The sequence below is a fragment of the Streptomyces sp. NBC_01485 genome, assembly GCF_036227125.1.
Lineage (GTDB): Bacteria > Actinomycetota > Actinomycetes > Streptomycetales > Streptomycetaceae > Streptomyces.
Window position 1 is genome coordinate 6,742,689 of record NZ_CP109435.1, and the last position, 20,460, is coordinate 6,763,148.

21 protein-coding genes and 5 tRNA genes are annotated in these 20,460 nt (G+C 70.1%); 18 read left to right on the forward strand and 8 right to left on the reverse strand.

Translation table 11 applies throughout. The features are described from left to right. Window position 1 precedes the first annotated feature (1 nt). A complete protein-coding gene (locus OG352_RS30610; RefSeq protein ID WP_329221383.1) occupies window positions 2–3,808 on the reverse strand; it encodes a sensor histidine kinase in 3,807 nt (1,268 codons plus the stop codon). Window positions 3,809–4,412: 604 nt separating this feature from the next. Here OG352_RS30610 and OG352_RS30615 point away from each other — a divergent pair. The 3 genes from OG352_RS30615 (at window position 4,413) to gltX (ending at window position 7,081) form a co-directional block, all read left to right on the forward strand. Continuing rightward, on the forward strand, window positions 4,413–4,601 hold the full coding sequence (locus OG352_RS30615; RefSeq protein ID WP_329221384.1) for a hypothetical protein: 189 nt from the start codon (window positions 4,413–4,415) through the stop codon (window positions 4,599–4,601). Between the two features lie 217 nt (window positions 4,602–4,818). After that, window positions 4,819–5,604 (forward strand): fumarylacetoacetate hydrolase family protein, encoded by a 786-nt coding sequence (locus tag OG352_RS30620; RefSeq protein ID WP_329221387.1) that lies wholly within the window; start codon window positions 4,819–4,821, stop codon window positions 5,602–5,604. Continuing rightward, complete coding sequence (gltX, locus tag OG352_RS30625; RefSeq protein ID WP_329221389.1) at window positions 5,597–7,081, forward strand: glutamate--tRNA ligase; 1,485 nt, start codon at window positions 5,597–5,599, stop codon at window positions 7,079–7,081. The genes OG352_RS30620 and gltX overlap by 8 nt, the downstream gene beginning before the upstream one ends. A gap of 61 nt (window positions 7,082–7,142) precedes the next feature. On the opposite strand, the gene OG352_RS30630 is transcribed toward gltX, so the two are convergent. After that, window positions 7,143–7,427 carry a type II toxin-antitoxin system RelE family toxin gene (locus tag OG352_RS30630; RefSeq protein ID WP_329221391.1) on the reverse strand — a complete coding sequence of 95 codons (285 nt, stop codon included), beginning with the start codon at window positions 7,425–7,427 and terminating at the stop codon, window positions 7,143–7,145. 36 nt (window positions 7,428–7,463) lie between these two features. On the opposite strand from OG352_RS30630, the gene OG352_RS30635 reads away from it, so the two are divergent. From OG352_RS30635 to OG352_RS30660, 6 genes are all read left to right on the forward strand, one after another. Continuing rightward, window positions 7,464–8,198 (forward strand): HAD family hydrolase, encoded by a 735-nt coding sequence (locus OG352_RS30635; protein ID WP_329221392.1) that lies wholly within the window; start codon window positions 7,464–7,466, stop codon window positions 8,196–8,198. 91 nt (window positions 8,199–8,289) lie between these two features. Continuing rightward, a tRNA-Gln gene (locus OG352_RS30640) sits at window positions 8,290–8,361 on the forward strand. A 42-nt stretch (window positions 8,362–8,403) separates the two neighbouring features. Then, window positions 8,404–8,476, forward strand: a tRNA-Glu gene (locus OG352_RS30645). A gap of 29 nt (window positions 8,477–8,505) precedes the next feature. Beyond that, a tRNA-Glu gene (locus OG352_RS30650) sits at window positions 8,506–8,578 on the forward strand. Window positions 8,579–8,598: 20 nt separating this feature from the next. Next, window positions 8,599–8,670 (forward strand) — tRNA-Gln (locus tag OG352_RS30655). Window positions 8,671–8,698: 28 nt separating this feature from the next. Continuing rightward, a tRNA-Glu gene (locus tag OG352_RS30660) sits at window positions 8,699–8,771 on the forward strand. Window positions 8,772–8,937: 166 nt separating this feature from the next. On the opposite strand, the gene ndgR is transcribed toward OG352_RS30660, so the two are convergent. Next, window positions 8,938–9,654: an IclR family transcriptional regulator NdgR gene (gene ndgR, locus OG352_RS30665; protein WP_329221393.1), complete on the reverse strand. Its 717-nt coding sequence runs from the start codon at window positions 9,652–9,654 to the stop codon at window positions 8,938–8,940. A 188-nt stretch (window positions 9,655–9,842) separates the two neighbouring features. Here ndgR and leuC point away from each other — a divergent pair, with 188 nt between their 5' ends. From leuC to OG352_RS30685, 4 genes are all read left to right on the forward strand, one after another. Continuing rightward, on the forward strand, window positions 9,843–11,273 hold the full coding sequence (gene leuC / locus OG352_RS30670; RefSeq protein ID WP_329221395.1) for a 3-isopropylmalate dehydratase large subunit: 1,431 nt from the start codon (window positions 9,843–9,845) through the stop codon (window positions 11,271–11,273). Between the two features lie 6 nt (window positions 11,274–11,279). Continuing rightward, a complete protein-coding gene (gene leuD / locus OG352_RS30675; protein ID WP_329221396.1) occupies window positions 11,280–11,873 on the forward strand; it encodes a 3-isopropylmalate dehydratase small subunit in 594 nt (197 codons plus the stop codon). Between the two features lie 277 nt (window positions 11,874–12,150). Beyond that, window positions 12,151–12,381 carry a hypothetical protein gene (locus OG352_RS30680; RefSeq protein ID WP_329221397.1) on the forward strand — a complete coding sequence of 77 codons (231 nt, stop codon included), beginning with the start codon at window positions 12,151–12,153 and terminating at the stop codon, window positions 12,379–12,381. Window positions 12,382–12,519: 138 nt separating this feature from the next. Continuing rightward, the gene (locus OG352_RS30685; RefSeq protein ID WP_329221399.1) at window positions 12,520–13,179 is read left to right on the forward strand and encodes an HU family DNA-binding protein; all 660 of its coding nucleotides are present in this window, start codon (window positions 12,520–12,522) and stop codon (window positions 13,177–13,179) included. A 66-nt stretch (window positions 13,180–13,245) separates the two neighbouring features. On the opposite strand, the gene OG352_RS30690 is transcribed toward OG352_RS30685, so the two are convergent. Both OG352_RS30690 and cofC read right to left on the reverse strand, forming a co-directional pair. Then, complete coding sequence (locus OG352_RS30690; protein WP_329221400.1) at window positions 13,246–13,458, reverse strand: hypothetical protein; 213 nt, start codon at window positions 13,456–13,458, stop codon at window positions 13,246–13,248. 9 nt (window positions 13,459–13,467) lie between these two features. Next, window positions 13,468–14,106 carry a 2-phospho-L-lactate guanylyltransferase gene (cofC, locus tag OG352_RS30695; protein WP_329221401.1) on the reverse strand — a complete coding sequence of 213 codons (639 nt, stop codon included), beginning with the start codon at window positions 14,104–14,106 and terminating at the stop codon, window positions 13,468–13,470. Between the two features lie 163 nt (window positions 14,107–14,269). Between cofC and OG352_RS30700 the strand changes: the two genes are divergently transcribed. The 3 genes from OG352_RS30700 (at window position 14,270) to OG352_RS30710 (ending at window position 17,328) form a co-directional block, all read left to right on the forward strand. After that, entirely contained in the window at window positions 14,270–15,082 is an 813-nt protein-coding gene (locus OG352_RS30700) for a lysophospholipid acyltransferase family protein (protein ID WP_329221402.1), read from the forward strand. After that, complete coding sequence (locus OG352_RS30705; protein ID WP_329221403.1) at window positions 15,079–16,089, forward strand: NAD(P)H-dependent glycerol-3-phosphate dehydrogenase; 1,011 nt, start codon at window positions 15,079–15,081, stop codon at window positions 16,087–16,089. Before OG352_RS30700 ends, OG352_RS30705 begins: the two co-directional genes overlap by 4 nt. 81 nt (window positions 16,090–16,170) lie before the next feature. After that, window positions 16,171–17,328 (forward strand): D-alanine--D-alanine ligase family protein, encoded by a 1,158-nt coding sequence (locus tag OG352_RS30710; RefSeq protein WP_329221405.1) that lies wholly within the window; start codon window positions 16,171–16,173, stop codon window positions 17,326–17,328. 73 nt (window positions 17,329–17,401) lie between these two features. On the opposite strand, the gene OG352_RS30715 is transcribed toward OG352_RS30710, so the two are convergent. Both OG352_RS30715 and OG352_RS30720 read right to left on the reverse strand, forming a co-directional pair. After that, window positions 17,402–17,884, reverse strand: a complete 483-nt coding sequence (locus tag OG352_RS30715; protein ID WP_329221406.1) for a DUF3515 domain-containing protein — start codon at window positions 17,882–17,884, stop codon at window positions 17,402–17,404. 20 nt (window positions 17,885–17,904) lie between these two features. Then, window positions 17,905–18,138 (reverse strand): Lrp/AsnC family transcriptional regulator, encoded by a 234-nt coding sequence (locus OG352_RS30720; RefSeq protein WP_020128743.1) that lies wholly within the window; start codon window positions 18,136–18,138, stop codon window positions 17,905–17,907. 206 nt (window positions 18,139–18,344) lie between these two features. Here OG352_RS30720 and OG352_RS30725 point away from each other — a divergent pair, with 206 nt between their 5' ends. Further along, a complete protein-coding gene (locus tag OG352_RS30725; protein ID WP_329221408.1) occupies window positions 18,345–19,310 on the forward strand; it encodes a thiamine-phosphate kinase in 966 nt (321 codons plus the stop codon). Beyond that, window positions 19,307–20,101 carry a bifunctional hydroxymethylpyrimidine kinase/phosphomethylpyrimidine kinase gene (gene thiD, locus OG352_RS30730; protein ID WP_329221410.1) on the forward strand — a complete coding sequence of 265 codons (795 nt, stop codon included), beginning with the start codon at window positions 19,307–19,309 and terminating at the stop codon, window positions 20,099–20,101. The genes OG352_RS30725 and thiD overlap by 4 nt, the downstream gene beginning before the upstream one ends. A 108-nt stretch (window positions 20,102–20,209) precedes the next feature. Here thiD and rpmB read toward each other — a convergent pair whose 3' ends face one another. Beyond that, window positions 20,210–20,395: a 50S ribosomal protein L28 gene (gene rpmB / locus OG352_RS30735; protein ID WP_005479864.1), complete on the reverse strand. Its 186-nt coding sequence runs from the start codon at window positions 20,393–20,395 to the stop codon at window positions 20,210–20,212. Window positions 20,396–20,460: the final 65 nt, after the last annotated feature.

A 20,460-nucleotide genomic window follows, 5' to 3' on the forward strand; every position in this document is an offset into this window, starting at 1 on the left:
ACTAGTGCTCCTGCTGGTGAGTGGGGTTCGGGAAGCTGCCGGTCTGGCCGTTGCCGACCTGACGACCCTGCGCGATACCCCGACGGAGATTGGTCAGCCGGCCGCGTACGTCGTCAGGCGCACGCGAGACCTGCGGACCGGTTTGGTGCTGTTGCTGCTGAGCCGTGCCCGGGACGAGGTTCGCCCGGGGCACCCGGCGCGGCAGGCCGGAGGTGGTGACGCCGCCCGCGGCGGGCTGCCTGACCCGCTCGGCCTGCCGGACGAGTTCGTCGTTCGGCGAGGTGCGCCAGGAGGAACTGGCGGCGGCGGGGCGCTGGGGAGCGGCCGGAGCCGGAGCCTGAGGCTGCTGCGGTGAAGCAGGAACCGGAGCCGGACCCGACGCCGACGGATCGCCCGGCTGCTGACCGTGGAACCAGTTGGTCTCCAGCGTGTCGTACAGCGGCGTACGGCCGTCACCGGGACCGGCCGGCGGCAGTGCCTCCAGGTCCGGACGCCCGGCCGGACGCGGCGGGATCGCCGGCTGCGGCGGATTGCCGTAGCCGTTCGGCTGCGCGGTGGGGAACTGGCCCGTGGACGAGGGGTCCTGGCGGCCGGGCAGCGCGTGCTGGCCGGTCGAGGAGCCGTCGTAGCCGGGCGTGGGGAACTGGCCTGTGGAGCCGTTGTCGTAGGCCTGCGGAGCGAACCGGTCCGGGCCCGTCGGAGCGTTCTGCCCGCCTGGGGCGCCGAAGACGTCGGAGCGGGTGAACCCGTTGTCGTCCGTCCGGCCGTTGGTGCCGGGGCGCTCGAACTGACCGGGGTCCGGGCGGCCGTTGGTGCCCGGACGCTGGAACTGGCCGGTGTCCTGACGTCCGTTGAGGCCCGCCTGGCCGTTGCCGTTGCCGTTGCCGTTGCTCACGGCCGGGAACTGGCTCGTGCTCTGCAGACCGTTGGCCGCGGGGCGGCCGAAGTCGGCGGGGCCCGAGGGACCCTGGCGCTGGTCGGGCCGGGGGATCGCCGGTATCTCGGCGGTGGCTCCGGGACCCTGCCGGTCGTCGATGCGCGGCATGCGCGACGTCTGGGCGACGTCCGGCTCGTCGTGGCCGCGCGGGGCGTCCAGCGGGGGCCGCGGTACCGGCGGCTGGGCGTTCTCGGCGCCCCAGCTCGCCGCGCGCGGCTGCGGGTTGCCGCCGGGCAGCTCGGCGCGCGGACCACCGCGCGGCGGCAACTGCGGCTGACGGCCGCGGCCGCCCTGCTCGGGCTGGTTGCCCCGCTGCTGCGGCGGACGTCCGCCGCCGAACATGTCCGTGCCCTGCTGGCCCGTACCGGCCGCCTGCATCCCCTGCGGCGCGCCCGGCGCCTGGCCGCCGAAGCCGGAGCCCGCGCCGGCCGGAGCCGGCCGGCCCCGCTGCTGCGGGGGAGAGGCCGGAGGCTGCTGCGGACCGCGCGGCGGCGGGCCGCCGGGACGGCCACCGCCGTCCCGGCCGGGCAGCGCGGCCCGGGGGCCCTGACCGGAGGAGAGCAGACCGCCGCCGCCGGGACCGGCGCCGAGGGGACCGCCCTGCGAGCCGTTCTGCGAGCCGTTCTGGCGACGCGCGGCGGCGACGCCCGCGGCGGCCTGCGCGGCGGCGGGACCGCCCACGCCGCCGCCCTGACCGGGCTGGGGCTTCTTGCCGCCCTGGGCGACGTCCACCGGCAGCATGACCAGCGCGGTCGTACCACCGGAGTCGGACGGGCGGAGCTGGATGCGGATGCCGTGGCGCTGCGACAGCCGGCCGACCACGAACAGACCCATGCGGCGGGAGACCGACACGTCCACGGTGGGCGGCGAGGCGAGCCGCTCGTTGATCGCGGCGAGGTCCTCGGGGGAGAGGCCGATGCCGGTGTCGTGGATCTCGATCAGCACGCGGCCGTCGGGCAGCGCGTGACCGGTGACCTTGACCTTGGTCTGGGGCGAGGAGAACGAGGTGGCGTTCTCCAGCAGCTCGGCGAGCAGGTGCACGAGGTCGTTGACGACCCGGCCGGCGACTTCGGTGGTCGGCACGGAGGACAGCTCGATGCGCTCGTACTGCTCCACCTCGGAGGCGGCGGCGCGCAGCACGTCGACCAGCGGGACCGGACGGGTCCAGCGGCGGCCGGGCTCCTCACCCGCGAGGACGAGGAGGTTCTCGCCGTTACGGCGCATGCGGGTCGCGAGATGGTCGAGCTTGAAGAGCGAGGACAGCTGGTCCGGGTCGGCCTCGCGGGACTCCAGTTCGGAGATGAGCGAGAGCTGACGCTGGATGAGGCCCTGGGAGCGGCGCGAGAGGTTGGTGAACATCGCGTTGACGTTGCCCCGCAGCAGGGCCTGCTCGGCGGCCAGTCGTACGGCCTCGCGGTGCACGTCGTCGAAGGCCGCGGCCACCCGGCCGATCTCGTCCTTGGAGTGCACACCGACCGACTCCACGGACGTGTCGACGTCCTGCGGGTCGGACTCGGAGAGCTGCTTGACCAGCTCGGGCAGCCGGTCCTGGGCGACCTTGGTGGCGGTCTCCTGGAGGCGGCGCAGTGAGCGGATCATGGACCGGGCGACGACGAACGCGCCGACCAGGGACACACCGAGCACGAGCAGGATGAGCGCACCGGAGATGATCGCCTCGCGCTCCGACTCGGCGCGCAGCTCACGCGCCTTCTGCTCCATGTCCTCGAGCAGCGTGTGCTCGATGTTGTTCATCTGAGTGATCTTGGTGGTGCTGTCGTCGATCCAGTCCTGGTACGACCGCTTGTCCAGCGACTGCAGACCGGTGGGGGAGCTCAGCGCACGGGTGGCGTAGGTGTTCGCCTCCTCGATGACCGGGTTGCCCTTGTCGATGGGCTGCAGCAGTTCCTCGGCGCCGTCGTCGCCGTAGATGCTGCGGAAACTCGCGAGTTCGGAGTCCTGGTTCTCGAGCGCGGCCTCGGCGTACTGCCGGTCGTTCTCCTTGAGGTCGCCGTAGACGGTGTTGCCGACGGGCAGCGCGGCCGCGAGCACGGCGCGCTGGACGGAGGCGTACTCCTTGGCGGAGGAGAAGGCGGCCAGGGCACGCGTGCGCTGGATCATCTCCGGGTTGTTCGTGGCCTGCGCCATGTCCTGCGAGAGGTCGAGCAGGCCGGTGATGAGGCGGTGGTAGGCCTCGACCGTCTGGGTGGAGTTGCCCTTGTCCGCGTAGGCCGTGGTGCGGACCTTGGCGAGGCTGCCCAGGTCGCTGAGGAGGCCGACGAGGCTGTCGCGGACACCCTGGAGGTTGCCGTCCCTGCTGGCGCCGTCGATCTCCTCCGAGGCGTCCTGGAAGGCGATGACGGCCTTGTCGGTCTTGTCCCGGTAGCCCTTGACGGCGAAGTCGGTCGCCTTCGCGCCGTGCGCCAGCGGGCCCGCGGAGCGGTCGCGCTCGTTCTGGAGCTGCACGGCCAGTTCGGTGGCCTGCTTGGTCATGTCCGTCAGCAGCTTCATGTTGTCGAGCTGCTGGATGTCGTCCATCGACTGGTTGATGCGCAGTCCGCCCAGCGTGGTGGCCGCGACCACGGGCAGGGTCAGCAGTGCCACCAGACGCGTGGAGATACGCCAGTTGCGCAGCGCGACGCGTGGACCGGGGCTGGGGGCGCTGGTCGGCGGCTTGGCCGTCGGAGTCGCGGTGAGAGGACTCGACGACGCGGACACGCCGGGGCGCCCTGGGCGCTCACCGCCGTCGCCGGACGGTGCCGGGCCCGGGTTCTGGGCGTGCTGGGGCGAGGAGCCGACTGCCATCGGGCCGGTCCCGCCGCGCGGCTCCGGCTTGGCCGAAGCGCTGCCATCCCTCTTGAAACGTCCCTGCACTAGCGTCGCAACCTCTGGACCAGGCGCCCCTCCGCGTGAACGGAAGGACGGTGTCGGCGTGTTGAGGGGCGCCCTGAAATGCGCCCCCCGAATGGTCGTGAGTGACCGGCGCTGGCTCCCCCTGCTCTCGCCGCCACCAGGCGCGCTGTGCGCCCCATGTGCGCCGGCTCGATCCCGCGGCGGTCCGAGGAATTCCAGCACAGTGCAGGATCTCCAACAAGGCCCGTCCGTCAGGCTGTGACAACCGTGACACCACGTAAGGGTCAAGTTACGGGATGTGGAGGGGGATGCTACGTAAGGGGGACATAAGCGGGCGAAGTGAGAGGGTGCGGGGGGTGTCCCAGTCGCCATGATCAGGAGCGGAATGCACGCTTCAGGGGTGCAATGTCCGTTTCTTAATGGTCGGTTCAAGGCCTGAATTGACCCATTTGCCCATGGAGTCGTGAGTAAACTCACACGCCGATCATGCGACCTTCACGCGTTCACCGGGAATCGCGTGTTTAGCCTGACGCTTTACAGGGATGGCAAACCCGACAAGCCGCGCTTGTGCGAAGGCCCTTGACGGCTTCCCCGGCGCCCCGAAACGACAGGGTCAAGTACAACAGTGAAGACGACGACGATGTTCCACAAGATCGCCAACCCGCGGCGCACGACGCTGGCGCACCTCAAGGACGCCGACGAACTGCAACTCCCGGAGCAGCGGGAGCACTCCGTCGAACTGCCCGCCCAGACCGCCAACCCCAAGCGCACCATCCTCATGGAGATCCCGGTCGCGGCCGCCGTCGCGGAGTAGATCTTCACGCGCAGAAGTAGATCTTCACGCGAAGAGTAGATCTTCAAACGGAGATACGGGTACCGGCCGCCGAATGCTCAAGGCGCCGGCCCACGGATGTACGGATGGCAAGGGCGTCCCCGGCCGGGGACGCCCTTCCGCGTTAGCCTGGGGCGTCACACCAGCCAGCTCAGTGTCAGTCTCCGTATTCAGTTTCAGTCAAGGGGCCAACCAACCCGTGCGCATCGCCAGGTTCTCCATCGACGGGAACGTCGCCTTCGGCGCGGTCGAGGGCGACAAGCCGGACGAGCTCGTCCTCGACATCATCAAGGGCATCCCGTTCGCGGACTTCGAGCTCTCCGGCACCAGGGTGCCGCTGAGCAAGGTCCGACTGCTCCCGCCCGTGCTGCCCAACAAGGTCGTGGCCTTCGGCCGCAACTACGCCGAGCACGCGCGCGAGCTGGGCAACGAGGTGCCCGACGCCCCGTTCGCCTTCTTCAAGCCGTCCACCTCGGTGATCGGCCCCGGCGACGCCATCCAGTACCCCTCCTTCTCCGAGGAGCTCCACCACGAGGCCGAGCTCGCCGTGGTCATCGGCCGCATGTGCCGCGAGGTCCCGCGCGACCGCGTCGCGGACGTCATCCTCGGCTACACCTGCGCCAACGACGTCACCGCGCGGGACGTGCAGAAGCGCGAGAAGCAGTGGGCCCGGGCCAAGGGCTTCGACACGTCCTGCCCGCTCGGCCCCTGGGTGGAGACGGACCTCGACCTCGCCACCGCGTCCGACCTCACCGTCCAGCTCACGGTCAACGGCGAACAACGCCAGCTCGGCCGCACCAGCGAGATGATCCACTCCATCGAGGATCTGATCGTCAACATCTCCGAGGCCATGACGCTGCTCCCCGGCGACGTGATCCTCACGGGCACCCCGGCAGGGGTCGGCCCCCTGGCTGTCGGCGACGAGGTCGCCGTCACCATCGAAGGCATCGGCACTCTCACCAACAAGGTTGTCAAGCGTGGCTAGCGCACCCGGCTCCCCCGTACGCGTCCGTTTCTGTCCCTCGCCCACCGGTAACCCCCACGTGGGCCTGGTCCGCACCGCCCTGTTCAACTGGGCGTTCGCCAAGCACCACCAGGGCACACTGGTCTTCCGCATCGAGGACACCGACGCGGCCCGCGACTCCGAGGAGTCCTACCACCAGCTCCTGGACTCCCTGCGCTGGCTCGGCTTCGACTGGGACGAGGGCCCCGAGATCGGCGGCCCGCACGCGCCCTACCGCCAGTCGCAGCGCATGGACGTCTACAAGGACGTCGCCGAGAAGCTCCTCGCCGCCGGCCACGCCTACCGCTGCTACTGCTCCCAGGAGGAGCTGGACACCCGCCGCGACGCCGCCCGCGCCGCCGGCAAGCCCTCCGGCTACGACGGCCACTGCCGCGACCTGAGCACCGGGCAGGTGACGGAGTACGAGGCCCAGGGCCGCACCCCGATCGTCCGCTTCCGCATGCCCGACGAGACGATCACCTTCACGGACCTGGTCCGCGGCGAGCTGACGTTCACCCCGGAGAACGTCCCGGACTTCGGCATCGTCCGCGCGAACGGCGCCCCGCTGTACACACTGGTCAACCCGGTGGACGACGCGCTGATGGAGATCACGCACGTCCTGCGCGGCGAGGACCTGCTGTCCTCCACCCCGCGCCAGATCGCCCTGTACAAGGCGCTGACCGAGCTGGGCATCGCCAAGTACACCCCGCAGTTCGGCCACCTGCCGTACGTGATGGGCGAGGGCAACAAGAAGCTGTCGAAGCGGGACCCGGAGTCCTCGCTCAACCTCTACCGCGAGCGCGGCTTCCTCCCCGAGGGCCTGCTCAACTACCTCTCCCTGCTGGGCTGGTCGCTCTCGGCCGACCAGGACATCTTCACGATGGACGAGATGGTCGCCGCCTTCGAGATCGCGGACGTCAACCCCAACCCGGCGCGCTTCGACCTGAAGAAGTGCGAGGCGATCAACGCCGACCACATCCGCCTGCTCGACGTGAAGGACTTCACGGAGCGCTGCGCACCCTGGCTGAAGGCCCCCTTCGCCCCCTGGGCCCCGGCGGACTTCGACGAGGCCAAGTGGCACGCGATCGCCCCGCACGCCCAGACCCGCCTGAAGGTCCTCTCGGAGATCACCGACAACGTCGACTTCCTCTTCCTCCCCGAGCCCGTCCTCGACGAGGCTTCGTGGACGAAGGCGATGAAGGAGGGCAGCGACGCGCTGCTCACGACGGCCCGCGAAAAGCTGGAGTCGGCCGACTGGACCTCCGCCGAGTCCCTCAAGGAGGCCGTCCTTGCCGCCGGCGAGACCCACGGCCTCAAACTCGGCAAGGCCCAGGCCCCCGTCCGCGTAGCCGTCACGGGCCGCACGGTAGGCCTCCCCCTCTTCGAGTCCCTGGAGACCCTGGGCAAGGAGAAGACACTGACCCGCATCGACGCGGCCCTGGCCAAGCTGGCGGCGTAACCCCGCAACACGCGTGAGGGGCGGCACCCGGAACTCCGGGTGCCGCCCCTCACGCGATTGTTCAGACGGCGTCGTTCTCATCGATGAGGTAGTGGTTCTCATCGAAGAGCCACACCACGACCACGACCATGATCGCGCCGGCCACCACGTACTCCAGCATCACGCCGGGGGCCACGTAGGCCTTGCGTAGATTCTCGTCCGGGCCCAGTGGCGCGGTCGAGGTCTTGCGGAACGGGTCGCGGGCCAGTATCCGCACGGCCTTGTCCAGCTGAGCCTGGCGTGAACCGGGCAGCGTGTCATAGGCCGCACGGGCCTCGACTGTGAACTGGATTCGGTACTCGGTCATGCCCCCAGTGTGCCAGCCCGCGATACGGTCAAGGACATGAGCATCCTCGCCGTCGTCTGGGACGTTGACGACACTCTCTTCGACTACACGACCGCCGACCGGGAGGGCATGCGGGCGCATCTCGTGGCCGAGGGGCTGATGGCCGGGTACGGCGGTGCCGAGGAGGCGCTCGACCGGTGGCGGGAGGTCACCGACCAGCAGTGGGCGCGGTTCTCGGCGGGCGGGATCACCTTCGAGGACCAGCGCCGCGACCGGGTACGGGTGTTCCTGGGGCGCCCGGAGCTGACCGACGCGGAGGTCGACGTCTGGTTCCGGCGCTACCTCGGTCACTACGAGGCCGCCTGGTCCCTCTTCCCCGACGTCCTGCCCGCCCTGGACGTGCTCGCCGCCAGTCACCGCCACGCGGTGCTCTCCAACTCCAGCATCCACGTCCAGGACCACAAGCTGCGCGTCCTCGGCGTCCACGACCGCTTCGAGGCCATCCTGTGCGCCGCGGAGCTCGGCGTCTCCAAGCCGGAGGCCGGCGCGTTCCTCGCGGCCTGCGAGGCACTGTCCCTGCCTCCGCACCAGGTGGCCTACGTCGGCGACCATCCGGAGATCGACGGACGGGGCGCGGCCGACGCCGGACTGCTCTCCGTATGGATCGACCGCTACGGCGGCACGGCGACCGTGGAGGTGCCTGAGGGACGGCATCGGATCGCCACCCTCGCCGAACTCCCCGCGCTCCTCGGCGCGGATACCCGTTTTGGAGCGCAGTCCACCTTCGGGTAATGTTCTTCCTGCGCCGCCGGAGTGCGGGCCGAAAGGCCGGAGCCGGGGGAGCGAAACTAGAACAAGATCCCCAGCGGGGCTTGAGTTCCAGTGGCCTATGGTGTAATTGGCAGCACGACTGATTCTGGTTCAGTTAGTCTTGGTTCGAGTCCAGGTAGGCCAGCTCGCAGAGCTCATCTGCGCACGTGGAGGCCAACTCCACAAAGCCCCCGTTGTGTAGCGGCCTAGCACGCTGCCCTCTCAAGGCAGTAGCGCCGGTTCGAATCCGGTCGGGGGTACTGGTTCCGATCATCTCGGGACTGCTAGGGCCCCCGTTGTGTAGCGGCCTAGCACGCCGCCCTCTCAAGGCGGTAGCGCCGGTTCGAATCCGGTCGGGGGTACGCATTGGTTTAAACCACATTGGTCTATGGTGTAATTGGCAACACTACGGTTTCTGGTACCGTCATTCTTGGTTCGAGTCCAGGTAGACCAGCTCCAACCTGCGGAAACGCAGTGTTCAGGCCCCCGTTGTGTAGCGGCCTAGCACGCCGCCCTCTCAAGGCGGTAGCGCCGGTTCGAATCCGGTCGGGGGTACGTGATCGGAAAGCCTCTCGCTTCGGCGGGAGGCTTTCCGCGTTTCAACCGGACGTAGGACAGGGGTAGTTCGGCGTCCCTGCGTGGCTGAGTCATGCGTAGCCGAGTGGGGGAGAAGGCTGCCGCGGCGTTGAGGCTGCCCTGTTCCCTCGTCCCTCGGTGTGCGTCAGCCCGTGCGGCGCAGTGCCTCCGACAGGCGGCCCGCCGCGTCGATGACCGCCTGCGCGTGCATGCGGCCCGGATGACGGGTCAGCCGCTCGATGGGGCCCGACACGGAGACGGCGGCCACCACGCGGTTGGAGGGACCTCGCACAGGAGCCGAGACGGACGCGACGCCCGGCTCGCGCTCGCCGATGGACTGCGCCCAGCCCCGGCGTCGTACGCCCGACAGGGCCGTCGCCGTGAAGCGGGCGCCCTGGAGGCCGCGGTGCAGGCGCTCCGGCTCCTCCCAGGCCATCAGGATCTGCGCGGAGGAGCCCGCCTTCATCGTGAGCGTGGAGCCGACCGGGACCGTGTCCCGAAGGCCGGACAGGCGTTCCGCCGCGGCCACGCAGATACGCATGTCGCCCTGGCGGCGGTAGAGCTGCGCGCTCTCACCCGTGATGTCACGAAGGTGCGTGAGCACCGGGCCCGCGGTGGCCAGGAGGCGGTCCTCGCCGGCGGCCGCGGCCAGCTCGGCCAGCCGGGGGCCCAGGATGAAACGGCCCTGCATGTCGCGCGCCACCAAACGGTGATGTTCCAAAGCCACGGCCAGACGGTGGGCCGTGGGTCGTGCGAGTCCGGTGGCAGCGACCAAGCCTGCGAGGGTGGCCGGACCGGACTCCAGGGCGCTCAGGACAAGGGCTGCCTTGTCCAGGACGCCGACGCCGCTACTGTTGTCCATGAAACGATACTCCCGTCTCACTCTGTGAAACGCAAGTTCAATTTCCCGTGAGACGCGCAACCCTTGGATACATGGCGGCCCGAAGACCGACGGGCCTGGCGGCGGGTGCCCGGACACGGGGCGTGGGCGTCGCCTCCACAAGATCTCTAGTTGGGCCGGTGCGCCATTTGCCGGCCGGAGGGAAAGCGATGGGTAGGACACTCGCGGAGAAGGTCTGGGACGACCACGTCGTCCGGCGCGCGGAGGGCGAGCCCGACCTCCTCTTCATCGATCTGCACCTGCTGCACGAGGTGACCAGCCCGCAGGCCTTCGACGGTCTCCGTCAGGCGGGCCGCCCGGTGCGCCGTCTCGACCTCACCATCGCCACCGAGGATCACAACACCCCGACCCTCGACATCGACAAGCCCATCGCGGACCCGGTCTCCCGCGCGCAGCTGGAGACCCTGCGCAAGAACTGCGCCGAGTTCGGGGTGCGGCTGCATCCCCTCGGCGACGTCGAGCAGGGCGTCGTGCACGTCGTCGGTCCGCAGCTGGGTCTGACCCAGCCCGGCATGACCGTCGTCTGCGGCGACTCCCACACCTCCACGCACGGCGCGTTCGGCGCGCTGGCGTTCGGCATCGGCACCTCGCAGGTCGAGCACGTGCTGGCCACCCAGACGCTGCCGCTGGCCCGCCCCAAGACCATGGCGATCACGGTCGACGGCGAGCTGCCCGACGCCGTCACCGCCAAGGACCTGATCCTCGCGATCATCGCCAGGATCGGCACCGGCGGCGGCCAGGGGTACATCCTGGAATACCGCGGCCCCGCCATCGAGAAGCTCTCGATGGAGGCCCGGATGACCATCTGCAACATGTCGATCGAGGCCGGCGCCCGCGCGGGCATGATCGCCCCCGACGAGACGACCTTCGAATACATCAAGGGCCGCGCCCACGCCCCCGAGGGCGATGACTGGGACGCCGCGGTCGCGTACTGGAAGACGCTGAAGACGGACGACGACGCCGAGTTCGACGCCGAGGTCGTCATCGACGGCGCCGCGCTCTCGCCGTTCGTCACCTGGGGCACCAACCCCGGCCAGGGCGCGCCGCTTTCGGCGGACGTCCCCGACCCCGCATCGTACGAAGACGCATCGGAGCGCCACGCCGCCGAAAAGGCCCTGGAATACATGGGGTTGACGGCCGGGCAGCCGCTGCGCTCCATCAACGTGGACACCGTCTTCGTAGGTTCGTGCACCAACGGCCGCATCGAGGACCTGCGCGCCGCCGCCGCGATCGTCGAGGGCCGCAAAGTCGCCGACGGCGTGCGGATGCTGGTCGTCCCCGGCTCGGTCCGGGTCGGGCTCCAGGCCGTCTCCGAAGGCCTGGACGTCGTCTTCAAGGACGCCGGCGCCGAATGGCGGCACGCGGGCTGCTCGATGTGCCTGGGCATGAACCCCGACCAGCTGGCCCCGGGCGAGCGCTCCGCGTCCACCTCCAACCGCAACTTCGAGGGCCGCCAGGGCAAGGGCGGTCGTACGCACCTGGTGTCGCCGCAGGTCGCGGCCGCCACGGCCGTCCTGGGCCACCTCGCCTCCCCGGCCGACCTGTCCGACGCCGAGACCCGTACGCCCGCTGGAGTCTGAGAAGCCATGGAAGCATTCACCACGCACACCGGCCGGGCCGTCCCGCTGCGCCGCTCCAACGTCGACACCGACCAGATCATCCCTGCTCACTGGCTCAAGAAGGTCACGCGGGACGGGTTCGAGGACGGGCTGTTCGAGGCCTGGCGCAAGGACGGGACGTTCATCCTCAACCGGCCCGAGCGGCAGGGGGCCACGGTCCTGGTCGCCGGCCCCGACTTCGGCACCGGCTCCTCCCGTGAACACGCCGTCTGGGCGCTGCAGAACTACGGCTTCAAGACCGTGATCTCGTCCCGCTTCGCCGACATCTTCCGCGGCAACTCGCTGAAGAACGGCCTGCTCACGGTGGTGATCGAGCAGAAGATCGTGGACGCGCTGTGGGAGCTTACGGAGAAGGACCCGCAGGCCGAGATTACCGTCGACCTCCACGCCCGCGAGGTGCGCGCCGAGGGCATCACCGCGTCCTTCGAGCTGGACGAGAACTCCCGCTGGCGGCTGCTGAACGGGCTGGACGACATCTCCATCACCCTCCAGAACGAGGGCGACATCTCCACGTACGAGGCCAAGCGGCCGTCGTACAAGCCGAGGACGCTCCAGGCCTGACCCCGGGGCCTGCGAGCAGGCCCCGGGCAAGTCGAGTTTCGGCCAGCGCGACACCCCCGCCGTACCCCCGATCGGACCGATCGGGGGTACGGCTGTTTCTGCACCCGTTCGGCCCCGGGAACCTTCGCCGTTTCTCCCAACTTCCCACGTTAGGAAGGGTGTTGCCTGGGTACGCGCACTGTGTGGGGATGACCGCCGGAAGTGCCCGGACGGCCGTTCGGGGCGGCAGTTGCCCCCTGGGCGGGCGACAACTCGCCCCAGATGGCACAATCTGTGCATGGAACACGACGGCCAACTCGAGCTCTATACGGCGGTCGCGAACCAACTCAAGGAAGCGCACACAACGGTGCGCGCACTGCAAGTCCCGGAGGGCGTACGGATGGCGCTGACCCGGAAGCTGCTGGTCATTACGGCCGCGGCCAAGCACGATCTCGCCGATGCGGCAAGGCGTCTGGAGCGGTTCATGGCGGACCTGGACGACGGGCGAATGCCCGAAGAAGAACGCTGATCGCCTCCGGAGCAGCCGATTTCGTTGCGGCACAAGGGTGATTAGCCCGTTTCGTGTTTGATTTGCGGTATATATCTGCCTAACGTGCGAAAAAGCTTGAACAGTTTCGTTCTGGCTAATGTCTCCGAAGGGGAAGACGTGAACAAGGCGCAGCTCGTAGAAGCGATTGCCGACAAGGTGGGCGGCCGTCAGCAGGCCGCCGAGGCGGTCGACGCGGTCCTGGACGCCATCGTCCGCGCGACCGTCGCCGGAGACCGGGTCTCGGTCACCGGCTTCGGTTCGTTCGAGAAGGTCGACCGGCCGGCCCGTTACGCCCGCAACCCGCAGACGGGTGAGCGGGTTCGGGTCAAGAAGACGTCCGTGCCGCGTTTCCGTGCGGGCCAGGGTTTCAAGGACCTGGTGAGCGGCTCGAAGAAGCTCCCGCGCGGTGGCGAGGTCGCCGTCAAGAAGGCCCCCAAGGGCAGCCTGACCGGCGGTGCTTCCGCGACGGTCAAGAAGGCCGTCGCGAAGAAGGCCGCCCCGTCGACGAGGGCCGCCGCCGCGAAGCGGACCACCGCCGCCGCCAAGAAGACGACCGCGACCGCGAAGAAGACCACGGCCACGGCCAAGAAGGTCACCGCGAAGAAGGCCACCAGCAAGACGGCGGCGGCGAAGAAGACGACCACCGCGAAGTCGGCCGCCGCCAAGAAGACGGCGGCCAAGAAGGCCCCGGCGCAGAAGGCGACGGCCAAGAAGGCCCCGGCCAAGAAGTCGACCGCGCGCAAGACCACCGCCAAGAAGGCCACCGCCGCCCGCTAGACACCAGGCAGCGGGGGCACTCACGCGCCGGGCCGGACTCCCTCAGGAGTCCGGCCCGCGGCGTTCTCAGAACGTCTGCAGCGTCACGAGGGTGATCCGGGGGCCGTCCTTCGCATCCTCGGCCGCCGCCACCTCGATCCGTACCCGTTGTCCGGGCCGCAGCAGCCGCAGCCCGCCCGCGTCGAAGGCCGGCGCGTCGAAGGGCAGCGGGGTGCCGTCGTCCAACAGCACCTGTCCGCTGCGCGTGTCGGGGTCGTACGTGTATGCGGTCGCCTGCATGGCGGCAGCCTACTGCTCCGCGATCAGCAGGCGCGCGGCCGCCGCGGCCGTTCGGGGACCCACGCCGAGGGAGAGGGCCGTGCGCAGATCTTCGCCGGTGTCCACGTCCTGGCGTACGGAATCCACCGCGTCGAGAAGGAGTTCCACCGCTCCGGAAGCGCGGTGGCGGGCGCGGGAATCCGTACCGAATGCGGGGAGCAATTCACGGCCGGGGGCCACAGTGAGAAGCGTGGTGCCGATTGCGGCCGCGTCCGCGAGAAAAGCGCGGGGGAATTCCGCGGCCGCGTCCAGGACCCGGGCCAATTCCGCCGGACGCAGCGCCGGCAGATCCGCGTTGAGGGCCGCGAGCGCGGAATCGGGACGGAGTGCGCGTACGGCCGCCGCGCCGTGCGTCAGGGCGGAGTTCAGGCCCGTGCGCGGCTCGTCGGCGACGATGCGGGCGCCCAGGGCGGCCAGGGTGCGTCCGGCCAGGGCGTCGTCCGTGACGACGGCCACATCCCGCACCGCGGGCGAGGCCAGCGCGGCCGCCACGGTGTCCTCGGCGAAAGCGAGGGCGAGGCCGGGGCGCAGCCCGTCGGCGGCGGTGTCCGCGAGTCTGCTCTTGGCCAGCGCCAAGGGCTTCAGGGGTATGACCAAGGTCCACTGCACCGGAGTACCGTTCCTCTCTTGTCGCGGCCATTGTCACCCGGCCCATTCGCCGCTCGGGCGGGCGGGCGTACCGTGTTCTCGACAGACCGGCGGCCCGGGGCGACACTTGTGCGGCCCCAGGCCCGGGAGCAGGCCTTGGGAAGTCCTAGAGGAAGGTGTTCGGGTGCCCCGCCGCAGAATCGGCTTCTGGTACCGCTTCGCAGCGGTCCTCTGCAAACCCTGGCTGGTGGTTCTGATCAAGCGGGACTGGCACGGAATGGAGCACATTCCGGCCGAGGGCGGATTTATCACCGCGGTGAACCACAATTCACACGTCGACCCCTTCGCGTACGCGCACTTCCAGTACAACACCGGACGGGTGCCGCGATTCCTGGCGAAGAGCGCCCTGTTCAGGGACGGGTTCGTCGGCGCCGCGATGCGCGGCACCGGGCAGATCCCCGTCTACCGCGAGTCCACGGACGCGCTGAGCGCCTTCCGCGCCGCGATCGAGGCCGTGGAGCGCGGCGAGTGCGTCGCGTTCTACCCCGAGGGCACCCTCACCCGCGACCCCGACGGCTGGCCCATGACCGCCAAGACCGGTGCCGCGCGCGTCGCCCTGCAGACCAGGTGCCCGGTGATCCCGGTCGCCCAGTGGGGCGTCAACGAACTGCTCCCGCCCTACGCAAAGAAGCCCGACGTCCTGCCGCGCAAGACCCATCATGTACTCGCGGGGCCGCCGGTGGACCTCTCGCGGTTCTACGGCAGGGAGATGACCCCGGAGCTCCTGAAGGAGGCGACGGAGGTCATCATGGCGACCGTCACCGCGCTGCTGGAGGAGATCCGGGGCGAGAAGGCACCCGAGACGCCCTACGACCCGCGCCTGGAGCGGATCGAGCAGCGCCGCCGCACCCGCGCGGAGACCAGCGCGGAGACCAGTGCGGAGCACGGCGCGGGGACGGGTGCGGAGATCAGTCACGAGGGGGAGAACAGCAAGTGAGCAAGTCCGTGAAGGCGGCCGTCTTCGGTACCGGATCCTGGGGGACCGCCTTCGGCACGGTCCTCGCCGACGCGGGCTGCGAGGTGACGCTGTGGGCGCGCCGCCCCGAGCTGGCCGACGCGGTCAACTCCACGCGCAGCAACCCCGACTACCTCCCCGGCATCGAACTCCCGCGCAACCTGCGCGCCACCGCCGACCCGGCCGAGGCGGCCCGCGACGCCGACTTCACCGTCCTCGCGATCCCCTCGCAGACCCTGCGCGCCAACCTCGCCGACTGGACGCCGCTGCTCGCCCCGGACACGGTTCTGGTGTCGCTGATGAAGGGCGTCGAGCTGGGTACGACCATGCGGATGAGCGAGGTCATCGAGGACGTCGCCAAGGTGGGCCATGACCGCATCGCCGTGGTCACCGGGCCCAACCTCGCCAAGGAGATCGCCTCCCGCAGGCCGGCCGCGGCCGTGGTCGCCTGCACCGACGAGGCCGTCGCGCGCAAGCTCCAGGCGGCCTGCCACACGCCGTACTTCCGCCCGTACACCAACACCGACGTGGTGGGCTGCGAGCTGGGCGGCGCGGTGAAGAACGTCATCGGCCTCGCGGTCGGCATCGCGGACGGCATGGGGCTCGGCGACAACGCCAAGGGCTCGCTGATCACGCGCGGCCTCGCCGAGACCACCCGGCTGGGCCTGGCGATGGGCGCGGACCCGCTCACCTTCGCCGGCCTCGCCGGCCTCGGCGACCTGGTGGCGACCTGCTCCTCGCCGCTGTCGCGCAACCACACCTTCGGCACCAACCTCGGCAAGGGCATGACCCTTCAGGAGACCATCGCGGTCACCCGGCAGACCGCCGAGGGCGTCAAGTCCTGCGAGTCCGTGCTGGATCTGGCCCGCCGGCACGGCGTCGACATGCCGATCACCGAGACGGTCGTCGGCATCGTCCACGAGGGCAAGCCTCCGGTGGTCGCTCTCAAGGAGCTGATGTCGCGCAGCGCGAAGCCGGAACGACGCTGAGCGAACCCGCCGCAGCCCGGGAGACAGGCGGGTGGACAGACGCTGACTCCCGGCCCTACCACCGGGTACTCTCAAGCCGATATGAGCACCGAGAACCTCCCCCAGAGCCCTCAGCAGCCCATCCGCAAGCCGCGGGTGGCCGTCGTCTTCGGCGGCCGCAGCTCCGAGCACGGGATCTCCGTGGTCACCGCGGGCGCGGTCCTCAGGGCCATCGACCGGACCAAGTACGAGGTCCTGCCGATCGGCATCACGCGCGAGGGCCGCTGGTTCCTCACCGCCGACGAGCCCGACCGGATGGCGATCACCGACCGCCGTACGCCCGACGTCGAGGAACTCGCCGAGTCGCGGGACGGCGGCGTGGTGCTCCCCGTCGACCCCGCGAACCGTGAAGTCGTCTACTACGAGGCCGGATCGGTGCCGAAGGCGCTCGGCGAGGTCGACGTCGTCTTCCCGGTGCTGCACGGCCCCTACGGCGAGGACGGCACCCTGCAGGGCCTGCTGGAGCTCTCCGGTGTGCCGTACGTGGGGTCGGGTGTGCTCGCCTCGGCCGTCGGCCAGGACAAGGAGTACATGAAGCGGGTGTTCACCTCCTTCGGGCTCAAGGTCGGCCCGTACGTGGTGATCCGGCCGCGCGAGTGGGAGCGGGACGAGTCGGCCGCCCGCAGGAAGATCGTCGACTTCGCGGGCGAGCACGGCTGGCCGCTCTTCGTGAAGCCCGCGCGCGCGGGTTCGTCCATCGGCATCACCAAGGTCGACGGCCTCGCCGGGCTCGACGAGGCGATCGCCGAGGCCCAGCGGCACGACCCGAAGATCCTGGTGGAGGCGGCGCTGCGGGGCCGCGAGATCGAGTGCGGCGTCCTGGAGTTCGAGGACGGCCCGCGCGCCTCCGTCCCGGCCGAGATCCCGCCGCCGGACGCGCACGCGTACTACGACTTCGACGCCAAGTACATCGACTCGACCCCGGGGATCGTCCCGGCGCCGCTCACGCCCGAGGAGACGGCGGACGTACGGCGTCTCGCGGTGGACGCCTTCGAGGCGGCGTCCTGCGAGGGCCTGGTGCGCGCGGACTTCTTCCTCACGGAGGACGGCGAGTTCGTCATCAACGAGATCAACACGATGCCCGGCTTCACGCCGATCTCGATGTACCCGCAGATGTGGCAGGCGGCCGGGATCGCCTACCCGGAGCTGGTGGACCGCCTGGTGCAGGCGGCGCTGCGCAGGTCGACGGGGCTGCGTTGATCCTGGGCTGATCCGGGGCGGATCCGGTGTTGATCTTGATCCGCCGTTGCTCAGGTGTTGATCGGGTGTCGGTCTAGTCGGCGATCCCTTCGGGGATCGCCTTCTTGACGGCGGGGGCCAGGTCGACGAGCGGCGCCATGCCGTTTGCCGTGCGGTCCTTGGGGATCGTCACCTCGACGTACGCCCGGCGCAGGGTCGTGGTGAACCGGAACGACCCGCCGTCCTGCTTCTCCAGCAGCCACCCCACCCCGTTCACCTCGACTCCGTCGGCCTCCGGGTCGAGCATCTTCTCGGGTTGTTCGACACCGCAGCGCAGTATGATCGCCGGGTTCCCCCAGCCCGAGGTCAGCGCGGACGCGGGCGAGGGATCCCGGCGGCCGAGATCGTCCACGGTGGACGGCAGCGCCTTGTCCAGGTTCCGGCACAGCTCGGTGACCGCCGCCGACGGACTGGGAACCGCCGCCGACGTGTCACCGTCTGCTGAGGAGCAGCCCGCCGCGGCGAGCAGCAGGGCGAGCGCGGGCAGGCCGATGGGCCGGTGACGGAAAAGGTTCACCGGCCAAGGTTAGACGGGGGCTACAGATGCACGACCGGGCAGGTCAGGGTGCGGGTGATCCCGTCCACCTGCTGGACCTTGGCGACCACCATGCGGCCGAGGTCGTCCACCGTGTCGGCCTGGGCCCGCACGATCACGTCGTAGGGTCCCGTCACGTCCTCGGCCTGGACGACGCCAGGAATCTTGCCGATCTCCTCGGCGACGGTCGACGCTTTGCCGACCTCGGTCTGGATCAGGATGTACGCCTGTACCACGGAACCTCCAGGGCGGCCACGAGGATCATGTGGGGAAAAGGAACGCCACGGTATCGCGTCGCCGCTCGCCACGGGGAGACCCGCGCGGCCCACGACTCGCGCGCCGGGGTGCAGGCACGACAGAAGTTGACGGCTCTCTCGACCGTATCGAGGACACTGGTTATGCGCGACCGGGCACGGACAGGTACAGAAGGGGCCAAAGGGCAATGAAGGGCACTGTTGGTGAGCTCGGCGAGTTCGGGCTCATCAGGGAGCTCACCTCCCGTCTCACCACCACCCCCGCGGTCCGGGTCGGCCCCGGCGACGACGCCGCGGTGGTCGCCGCGCCCGACCGGCGGGTCGTGGCCAGCACCGACATCCTGCTGGAGGGCCGGCACTTCCGCCGCGACTGGTCCACGGCCTACGACGTCGGCCGCAAGGCCGCCGCGCAGAACCTCGCCGACATCGCCGCCATGGGCGCGGTGCCGACGGCCCTGCTGCTCGGCCTCGTCGTGCCCGCCGAACTGCCGGTCACCTGGCCGTCCGAGCTGATGGACGGGCTGCGGGACGAGTGTCATGTCGCCGGCGCCTCCGTGGTCGGCGGCGACGTCGTACGCGGCGACACGATCATGGTGTCGATCACCGCGCTCGGCGATCTGCGCAACCAGGAACCGGTCACCCGGGGCGGCGCCCAGCCCGGCGACCTCGTCGCGGTGACCGGCTGGCTGGGCTGGTCGGCGGCCGGGTACGCGGTCCTCTCCCGCGGCTTCCGCTCGCCCCGCGCCTTCGTCGAGGCCCACCGCCGCCCCGAGCCGCCGTACCACGCGGGTCCGGCGGCGGCCGGGCTCGGCGCGACGGCGATGTGCGACGTCAGCGACGGGCTCATCGCCGACCTCGGGCACATCGCCGAGGCCAGCAAGGTCCGCATCGACATCCGTTCCGGCGCGATCGACATCCCGACGCAGATGTACGACATCGGGCAGGCCGTCGGCGTCGACCCCATCCAGTGGGTGCTCACCGGGGGAGAGGACCACGCGATCGTGGCGACGTTCCCGCCGGACGTGAAGCTGCCCGCCCGCTGGAAGGTGATCGGCGAGGTCCTCAACCCGTCCGCCCTGCCTCAGGTGACGGTCGACGGGGCGCCCTGGACCGCCAAGGGCGGCTGGGACCACTTCGGAGACATGGAGCAGTGACTCCCAGGGTCTTGACGGTGGCCGGCTCCGACTCCGGTGGCGGGGCCGGGATCCAGGCCGACCTGAAGACGATGCTCGCGCTCGGCGTGCACGGCATGAGCGTGCTCACTGCGGTCACCGCGCAGAACTCCCTTGGTGTACAGGGGGCTTGGGAGCTGCCGGTGGAGGCGGTGCGGGCCCAGTACCGCAGTGTCGTCGACGACATCGGCGTCCAGGCGGTGAAGACGGGCATGCTCGCCTCCGCCGAACTCGTGGAGGCGGTCGCCGAGTTGATCGCCGGCATGGACGCTCCCGTGGTCGTCGACCCGGTCGGCGTCTCCAAGCACGGTGACCCGCTGCTGGCGGCCTCCGCGCTGGACTCCGTACGCACGAAGCTGCTGCCGGCCGCGACCGTCGCCACCCCGAACCTCGACGAGGTCGCCCAACTGACGGGCGTACGGGTCGAGTCGGAGGAACAGTTGCGGGACGCGGCGTCCGCGGTGCTGGCCTACGGGCCACGGTGGGTGCTGGTCAAGGGCGGCCATCTCCCCGGTGACGCCGTGGACCTGCTGACGGACGGCGCCGAGGAGCACTGGCTGCGGGCCCCGAGGTACGACAACCGTCACACGCACGGCACGGGCTGCACCCTCGCGTCCGCGATCGCGTCGCACCTGGCGAAGGGGCGGTCCGTCCCGGAGGCGGTGAGGGCGGCCAAAGCGTACGTCACCGGGGCGATCGCCGCCGGGTTCGCACTCGGCGCGGGGATCGGCCCCGTGGATCATGGGTGGGATCTCACGCGGGGTACGTCCTGAGCCACGGGGTACGCCTCAACGAGAAACGGGCACAGCAGAAAGCCGGTCCACACGAGGTGGACCGGCTCTATGCAGCGAACCAGCAGTGGCCGCGCACTTAGCTGTGCGTCAGCGCGAGACCTTGCCGGCCTTGATGCACGAGGTACAAGCGTTCACGCGCTTCGGCGTCCCACTGACCACGGTACGGACGCGCTGGATGTTCGGGTTCCAGCGACGGGACGTACGGCGGTGCGAGTGCGAGATGCTGTTGCCGAAGCCCGGCCCCTTGCCGCAGACGTCGCAGTTGGCAGCCACGGGTCACTCCAAAGACTTCAGATGCACTTACGGTTGATCCCGGCACGCCGGGATCAGGATCGTAG